The organism is Roseateles sp. GW821-FHT09B06 (assembly GCF_059418245.1).
The window spans coordinates 81840-89135 of the sequence record NZ_JBWKPM010000023.1 but is presented as its reverse complement, the minus strand read 5'-3'; the positions used below and the strand labels follow the sequence as shown (position 1 = coordinate 89135).

Here is a 7296-nt window from a genome sequence, read left to right as displayed (position 1 = left end):
GCTGATCGCCCGTCTCGGGCAGTGCCCCTGCTGCGGCCGGGCAAGCGAAAGACTCAATTTGTGACACAGTAAGACTAGGGGAGTGCTGCACAACCGTGTTCCTTTGTTAGAGAAAACAGTTTTCGAACTCGAAGCCGGAGGTAGGCAAGAAGTTGAGTACGTTCGCATCTACTTCGATGGTCTGGTCGCTCGCGTTCATTTAGCGCTTCGAGAAAGCTTTGACGAGCGCTATTTGGCTACCTGCCTTCGCTCTGCCGACAGCACCATAGTCTTCGCTCACGAGTTCGAGCATTCACGAGCCGCGGCAGACATCAAAGAGATGGTGGCTACCGTGGTCAAGGAGAGCACTCAACCACGCGTCCAATTGACCGAAATTTCCGAGATCGTACGCCGTGGGCGAAGAACCTAACCCCCTTCCTTGCAGAGACTTCCCGGCAAATCAAGCACTTCGGTGTTCGCGCCCCTCGACATCCACCCCGGCTGTTTTCCCTTCAAGACCTGAATTCGGACCTGATGCAGCACCGCAGAGAACAGGCCACCAGACCCACGCGCGCATCCAAACCCCATCACCGGCTCCGAGCAAGCCCCACCCCAGCGCTCACCGATACAGCCCCGCCAACCTCTCCACCCCCGCCAGCGTCTGCCCCCGATCCGGCGTCGTATTGGCATTGCTGTAGTCGGCTTCCCCCTGCGTCGCCACAAGCAGCCCATCCTGCCGCGGCACCATCACCAGGCCGTGGCCGCGGTAGATCAGCATGTAGTCGACCTCCGGCTGCGGCACCAGGCGCGCGGTCTGGCCCTTCACCGGCACCAGACTCATGTCGCCGAACAGCGCGCGGGCGCCATAGCCGGTGCAATTGACCACCACCCGCTCCGGCAGGCCGGCGAGCTGGCGCTGCTGTTCGAACTCGCGCCGCACGATCTCGCCGCCCGCGCGGAAGAAATCCTCCAGCAACAGGCGCTGGTAGGCGCCGAGATTGAACATCATCTGCGTGAAGCGCCGCGCATGCGCCACGCGAAAGGGATGCTCGTCCGGGCGCAGCGGCACCGAGCGCGGCCGGATGTCGCCGAGCCGCGCCATCAGGTCCGGATAGTCCGGCTCGTCGACTGGTCCGCCGCCGGTCGGCTGGTCGAAGGGCACATCGGACAGCAGATAGCCGTCGCGCCACTGCACCGGGTCGCCCGGCAGGCCCAGCAGGCTTTGCCAGGTCTTGAAGGAGGCGCGCGCCATCTGCTCCCAGGCCCGCTCGAAGGCCGGCGTGGCATGCGCCGCGCTGCAGATGCGCGAGTCCGGCGACCACAGGCCGGTGGCGGCCGAGGAGGGCACCTCGGGCGGCAGCTCCTTGCAATAGATCCTCACGCGCAGCCCGGCGCGCTGCGCCACGCGCGCGGTCGTCAGGCCGATCGCACCGGCGCCGATCACCGCGATGCGGCGCTCCCCTCCGGCCAGGATCAGCGGCAGCGCCTGCCTAGCCGAGCCCCAGGACAGCGACCAGCCCGCGCCGCCATGGCCATAGTGGTGCACCAGATGCTTGCCGTGGCGGCGCTCGGCCTCGAGGCGCGGGCCCTGCGGACGGAAGGGGCGGGTGCAGACCGCGAGGTCGATCAACCGGTCGGGCGTGGCGCGCATGCGCGCCGGGGCCGGCGGCGCGGCGAAATCCAGCGCTGCGGCCGGGCCGGCCAGCAGGGCGGCGCCCAGCAGCGCGCGGCGCGACAGTACAAAGCCGTTGTTCTTTTTCATTGCTCTTTGCGCATTACTGGCGATGTTGATTGAGATAGCGAGGCCTGGGCGCAGGAGGACGGGCAGACCTGCTGCTGCGTGCCAGGGCCTCCCGGCCCTGCCTTTCGCCAGGCACCGGAAGTCCACCGGACTTCCGGTGTCCGGGCTCAATCCCCCGGCCGCTAAGCGGCCTCCTCCTTGACCTCCGCATCAGGCCTGCCCGTCCTCCTGCTTGGCGTTGCGTTTGGTTTTCTCTGCGAGAGCCCAGCGGTGGAGAAGCCGGGATGCGGGTGTGCGCAATTGCGCAGGTAAAGGAGGAGGGCCGCCTGCGGCCCGGGGGACACGGAGCAATTGCGTACACCCGCGTCCCGGCGCAGCTCGGTCCCTACAGAGAAAACCAAGCCCAGGCTGTGCGATTACGATTCAACGAACAAGGAGCCTTCTTCATCCCGCCAGCTTGGCCAGCGACTGGCGGATGCGGCGCGCGTCGCCGAGACGCTCGGCCGAGCCGTCGGCATCCAGCAGCACGACCAGCACGTTGCGCAGTTCCTTGCCGCCCATGCGCACGCGCATCGCCAGGCAGCGGCCGGCCTCCTCGGTATAGCCGGTCTTGGACAGGCGGATGTCCCAGCCCTTGCCGCCCACCAGGCGGTTGGTGTTGCGCAGCTCGCGCGGCCGGCCGTCCACCGCGACGCGCAGCTTGCTTTCGCTGGTGACGCGCGCGATCTCCGGGTAGCGCGCCGCGGCCGCGGCGATGCGCGCCATCTCGGCGGCGCTGGAGACATTGGCGGGCGACAGCCCGGTCGGTTCAACGATCACGGTCTGCGTCAGGCCCAGGCCGCGCAGCTTGGCCTGCACCGCCTGTTCGAAGGCGGCGCCGCCGCCCGGATAGCTGCGCGCCAGCGCGGCGGCCGCGCGGTTGTCGGAGGAGACCAGGGCCAGCTCCAGCGCCGCCTGGCGGCTCATGCGCGCGCCGACCCGCAGGCGCGAGGCGCTGTGCTTCAGGCGGTCGACGTCCTCGGACGCGATCTGCAGCGTCTCGCCGGGCGCCTGGCCGGCATCCAGCACCACCATGGCCGTCATCAGCTTGGTCAGCGAGGCGATCGGCACCACGGTATCGGCATCCTTGCTCATCAGCACGCGGCCGGAGTCCTCGTCCAGCACCAGCATGTGGCGCGCATTGACCGGCAGCTTCATCAGGGCGGCCAGGGTGGGCGGCGGCGCGGCGGGCGTGACGCTGCCGCCATGCTCGCGCGGCGAGGCCGAGGGCAGGGCCGAGGCCAGCGGCGCCGCCAGGGCCGGCTCGGTCGGCTGCCGGGCGGCCTGCACCAGCAGGCTGGCGCCGGCCAGCAGCAGGGCGGGCAGGGCGAGCTTCCAGCCGGGGGTACGGGTTTGCGGATGCGGGATCATCATGCTCATCAGTTGCTCGATACGGGGCAGCAGCCGGCCGCCACGGGCGGACGGTGCGAGTGCGGGGTCGGGAATGTCGGCGGCCGATGGTTCGATCTCGGCCAGGGCCTGCAGCGCCAGCGCCAGGCGGCGCGGATCGTCCAGCGCATGCGCCGCGATCTCGTCGGCCACCTGCTCGCGTTCGATGCGCAGCCGGCCGGACAGCCACCACACCACCGGGTGGAAGAACAGCAGGGCTTCGACCAGGCTCTGCAGCAGATTGGCCAGGAAGTCCCAGCGCCGCACATGGGCCAGCTCATGGGCCAGCAGGGCCTCCAGCAGCGGCACCGGCAGGCCGCTGAGCAGGGCCGCCGGCAGCACCACCAGCGGGCGCCAGCTGCCCATGGTGACCGGCGCCGTCAGCCCCTCGTGCAGCAGCCGCAACGCCACCGGCCGGCGCAGGCCCAGGCGCCGCGCCAGGGCATCCAGCCGCGCCTGCCAGGCCGGCGGGGCGGCCTCGGACCGGCGGCGCTGGCGCGCCACCCAGGCCAGGCCCAGACCCAGACGCAGGCCCATCAGGCCCACGCCCAGGCTCCAGGCCGTCACCAGGGCCGGCAACTGCGCGCCCAGCGCCAGCAGCCAGGGCGGCGGCATGACGGCCGGCTCGCGCGCCTCGGACGCCAGCAACAGCCAGGCCAGGTGCGCCAGCGGCAGGGCCAGGCAGGCCAGCAGGGCCAGCGCGCAGACCGCGTAGCGCGAACCCGGGCCGGCCCGGCGCAGCAGCGCCAGCAGCAGGGCGGCCAGCGCGCCGATGGCCAGGCCCTGCCAGACGAAATGCAGCAGCGCCCAGCCCAGCGCGCTCACCCACAGCGGGTCGGCGCTCACTTGGAGTCGCCCTGCTCGGGTTTGCTCTGGAGCAGCCTGCCGATCTCGGCCCGCTCCCTGGCGCTGACATGGCCCTTCAGCGCCGCCATCACCAGGGCCTTGCCGGAACCGGCAAAGGCCTTGGCGATCAGCTCCTTCAGCAGACGGGTCTGCAGCTTGTCCTGCGCCTGGGCCGGTGCATAGCGCTGCGGGCGCTGGCTCTCGTCGCGGACCAGCAGGCCCTTGCCATGCATCACCTGCAGCTGGCGCAGCACCGTGGCATAGCTGGCCTCGGGGCGCTCCTCGAGCAGGGTCTCGTGCACCTGCTTGGCATCGGCCGCGGCACCGAGGCGCCAGAGCACGCGCAGCAGGTCCAGCTCGGCGGCCGTCGGCTTGGGCAGGGATGCGGGGGATGTCTTGCTGACCATGGCATCAGAATACTTGTTCTAGAACTTGATGTCTAGAACTTTGATTCTGAAAACGGCGGGATATCGTCAGTCCCGCAGCTCGAAGTACATCAGCGCATGGTCCGAGTAGTCGCGGATCCAGGCGTCGCGGCCGGCCGGCGTGGCGGCCTCGGTCCAGCCACGCAGCGCCACCTCGGCGGCCAGGCCATCGGCCGGGCGCCGGAAGGCGCGGAATTGCAGGTTGGTGCTGGCGAACACCTGGTCCAGGTTGGAGTCCGGGATGCTGGAGGCCGAACCGTTGCTCCAGCTGAAGTCATGCGTCTTGACCAGGCGGCGCATGCCGTACTTGGCGCGGGCGGCCTCCCTGTCCCATTTCTGCAGCTCGACAGCCGCCGTGATGCCATGGCCGAAGGGATAGTCCAGGCCCATGGTGTTGAGGTCGCCGAGGAACAGGTAGCGCGCCTGGCCGGCGCCGCCGGCGGCCTTGTCGAGGTCGCGGCGGAACTCCAGCGCGCGCGCCAGCATGTCGTCGCGCAGGCCCATGCCACGCGGCTCCACGCCGCTGGCCAGATGCAGGAACAGCAGGCAGTAGCTGTGCCCACCGATATGCACGCTGACCAGCTGGCCCGGCCGCATATGCGTGGTGCCGGAGCGGAACTCGGTGCGCTGGGTGATGAAGGCGGTCAGGCCCTTCTTCACGCCGATCAGGATCTCCTGGGTCTGCAGCCCTTCGGTGATCTGGAAGGTGTAGCCGGGCATGCGCTTGACCAGCTCGCCGAACACGGCGGCACCCTCCACCTCGTAGAGCCCGAACACATCGGGCTTCTGCCGGCTCATGAACTCGACCACGCGGCCGACCCGGCTCGGGTCGGCCTTGAAATGCTCGACATTCCACGATGCCACCGAGAAAAGCTTGGCCATCTCGCGTCCTCCTGCCCCATGCCGCCCGCCACCATGCCCTTAGTCACGGCCGGCGGCAAGACCTAGACTGTCGATCATCGACCGGAGCCGATCATCATCAAGACGCTGCAACATCTGACCCTGTGCCTGGGCCTCGCGCTGGGCTCTGCATGGGCCGCTCCGGCCGCCTCCACGGCCGGCCCGCAGGTGAGCCTGCTGCCGCAGACGCTGACGATCGCCGGGCTGAACCGTCCGCGCACCATCCGGCTCTACCTGCCGCCCAGCTATGCCACGGCGCCCGAACGGCGCTATCCGGTCATCTATATGCACGATGGCCAGAACCTGTTCGATGCCGCGACCTCCTTTGCCGGCGAGTGGGGCGTCGACGAGACGCTCGATGCGCTGGCCGCCAGCCATGGCTTCGAGGCCATCGTCGTGGGCATCGACAACGGCGGCGACAAGCGCATGAGCGAGCTGCTGCCCTGGCCGCATCCACGCTTCCCGGTGGCCGAGGGCGATGCCTATCTGGACTTCGTCGTGCGCCAGCTGAAGCCGCTGATCGACCGCGACTACCGCACCCGGCCCGGGCGCGAGCACACGGCCGTGCTGGGCAGCTCGATGGGCGGACTGATCTCGCATTACGCGATCCAGCGCCATGCGGATGTGTTCTCCAAGGCCGGCGTGTTCTCGCCGGCCTACTGGGTGGCGCCGACGATGCTGGTGGAGGCGCGCCGCCGCAGCCTGCCGGCCGATGCGCGCGTCTACCTCTATATGGGCGGGCGCGAGGGCGAGGAGATGGTGGACGACGTGCGGCGCATGCAGGCCCTGCTGGCCGGCCAGGGCATGGGCTCGCAGCAGCTGATCCTGCACATGCGCCCCGGGGCCGAGCACAACGAGGCGGCCTGGCGTGCCGAGCTGGCGCAGAGCCTGGTCTGGCTGTTCGGGCTGCGGCCGCGCTAGGTCGACACGCCCCGGTTCGAGACCCGGTTCGCGATGAATGGCCCGCCGCGGCCGCGGCCGTGGCCCGTTCGGGCGATGCCGGCGCGCGGCCGCAAGCGGAGCATGGCGCCCTTCCGAGACCAAGCCCTCCGCGAACGCCATGAACTCCAGAACCCTGCTGCGCCGCAGCCTCTTCACCCTGGCCGGCCTGGCCGCGGCGCTGGCCGCCGCCGTCGGCTTTGCGCTGGCCCGCGCCGAATTCAAGCAGCATCGCAGCATCGAGCTGAAGGTCGGCGCCATCGCCATCCCGGACGACCCGGCGGCGCTGGAACGCGGCCGCTACCTCTTCCTGTCGCGCGGCTGCATCGACTGCCATGGCGCCCAGGGCGGCGGCAAGGTGCTGATCAACGATGGCAAGGGCCTGCACCTGCGCGGCCCCAACATCGCCCAGGGTTCGCCGACGGTGGCGAGCTACCGCGTCGAGGACTGGGTGCGCGCGATCCGCCATGGCGTCAAGCCGGACGGCCGCCCGGCCCTGATCATGCCCAGCGAGGACTACAACCGCCTCTCGAACGAGGATCTGGGCGCGCTGATCGCGCACCTGCGGCGCCTGCCGCGGACCGAGGGCGGACCGGCCGTGATCGAGCTGCCGCTGCCGTTCCGCGCGATGTACGGCCTGGGCCTGATCCAGGACGCGGCCGAGAAGATCGACCACGGCCTGCCGCCCTCGCCGCCGATGGCCTCCACCGTCAGCGTGGCCAACGGCGCCTATGTCGCGACCATGTGCATCGGCTGCCATGGCCCGGGCCTGTCGGGCGGCAAGATCCCCGGCACGCCGCCGGACTGGCCGCCGGCCTCCAACCTGACGCCGGGCCAGGGCAGCGCCATGCCGCAGTACCGGACGCCCGAGCAGTTCGTCGCGATGATGCACAGCGGCCAGCGCCCGGACGGCAGCGCCGTCTCCAAGGTCATGCCCTTCGGCGCATTGAAGGAGATGAGCGACACCGACCTGCGGGCGATCTATGTCTATCTGCAGACCGTGCCGGCCAGGCCCCAGGGCCAGCGCTGATCCGCGGC

General features: G+C 70.0%; 7 protein-coding genes. 3 read left to right on the top strand and 4 right to left on the bottom strand.

All coding sequences use genetic code 11. The features are described 5' to 3' along the window. Positions 1-82: 82 nt before the first annotated feature. Complete coding sequence (locus tag AC07OQ_RS18425; RefSeq protein ID WP_495054591.1) at positions 83-409, top strand: hypothetical protein; 327 nt, start codon at positions 83-85, stop codon at positions 407-409. A gap of 189 nt (positions 410-598) precedes the next feature. Here the strand turns inward: AC07OQ_RS18425 and AC07OQ_RS18420 are convergent, their stop codons facing one another. The 4 genes from AC07OQ_RS18420 to AC07OQ_RS18405 form a co-directional block, all read right to left on the bottom strand. Then, complete coding sequence (locus AC07OQ_RS18420; protein WP_495054590.1) at positions 599-1741, bottom strand: FAD-dependent oxidoreductase; 1143 nt, start codon at positions 1739-1741, stop codon at positions 599-601. Positions 1742-2164: 423 nt separating this feature from the next. Next, complete coding sequence (locus tag AC07OQ_RS18415) at positions 2165-3994, bottom strand: M56 family metallopeptidase (RefSeq protein WP_495054589.1); 1830 nt, start codon at positions 3992-3994, stop codon at positions 2165-2167. Then, positions 3991-4401 carry a BlaI/MecI/CopY family transcriptional regulator gene (locus tag AC07OQ_RS18410; protein WP_495054588.1) on the bottom strand — a complete coding sequence of 137 codons (411 nt, stop codon included), beginning with the start codon at positions 4399-4401 and terminating at the stop codon, positions 3991-3993. Before AC07OQ_RS18410 ends, AC07OQ_RS18415 begins: the two co-directional genes overlap by 4 nt. Positions 4402-4467: 66 nt before the next feature. Then, entirely contained in the window at positions 4468-5301 is an 834-nt protein-coding gene (locus AC07OQ_RS18405) for an endonuclease/exonuclease/phosphatase family protein (RefSeq protein ID WP_495054587.1), read from the bottom strand. A gap of 186 nt (positions 5302-5487) precedes the next feature. Here AC07OQ_RS18405 and AC07OQ_RS18400 point away from each other — a divergent pair, with 186 nt between their 5' ends. Both AC07OQ_RS18400 and AC07OQ_RS18395 read left to right on the top strand, forming a co-directional pair. Next, on the top strand, positions 5488-6240 hold the full coding sequence (locus tag AC07OQ_RS18400; RefSeq protein ID WP_495054586.1) for an alpha/beta hydrolase: 753 nt from the start codon (positions 5488-5490) through the stop codon (positions 6238-6240). Between the two features lie 139 nt (positions 6241-6379). Then, positions 6380-7288, top strand: coding sequence for a c-type cytochrome (locus AC07OQ_RS18395; protein WP_495054585.1), 909 nt, complete (start codon positions 6380-6382; stop codon positions 7286-7288). Positions 7289-7296: the final 8 nt, after the last annotated feature.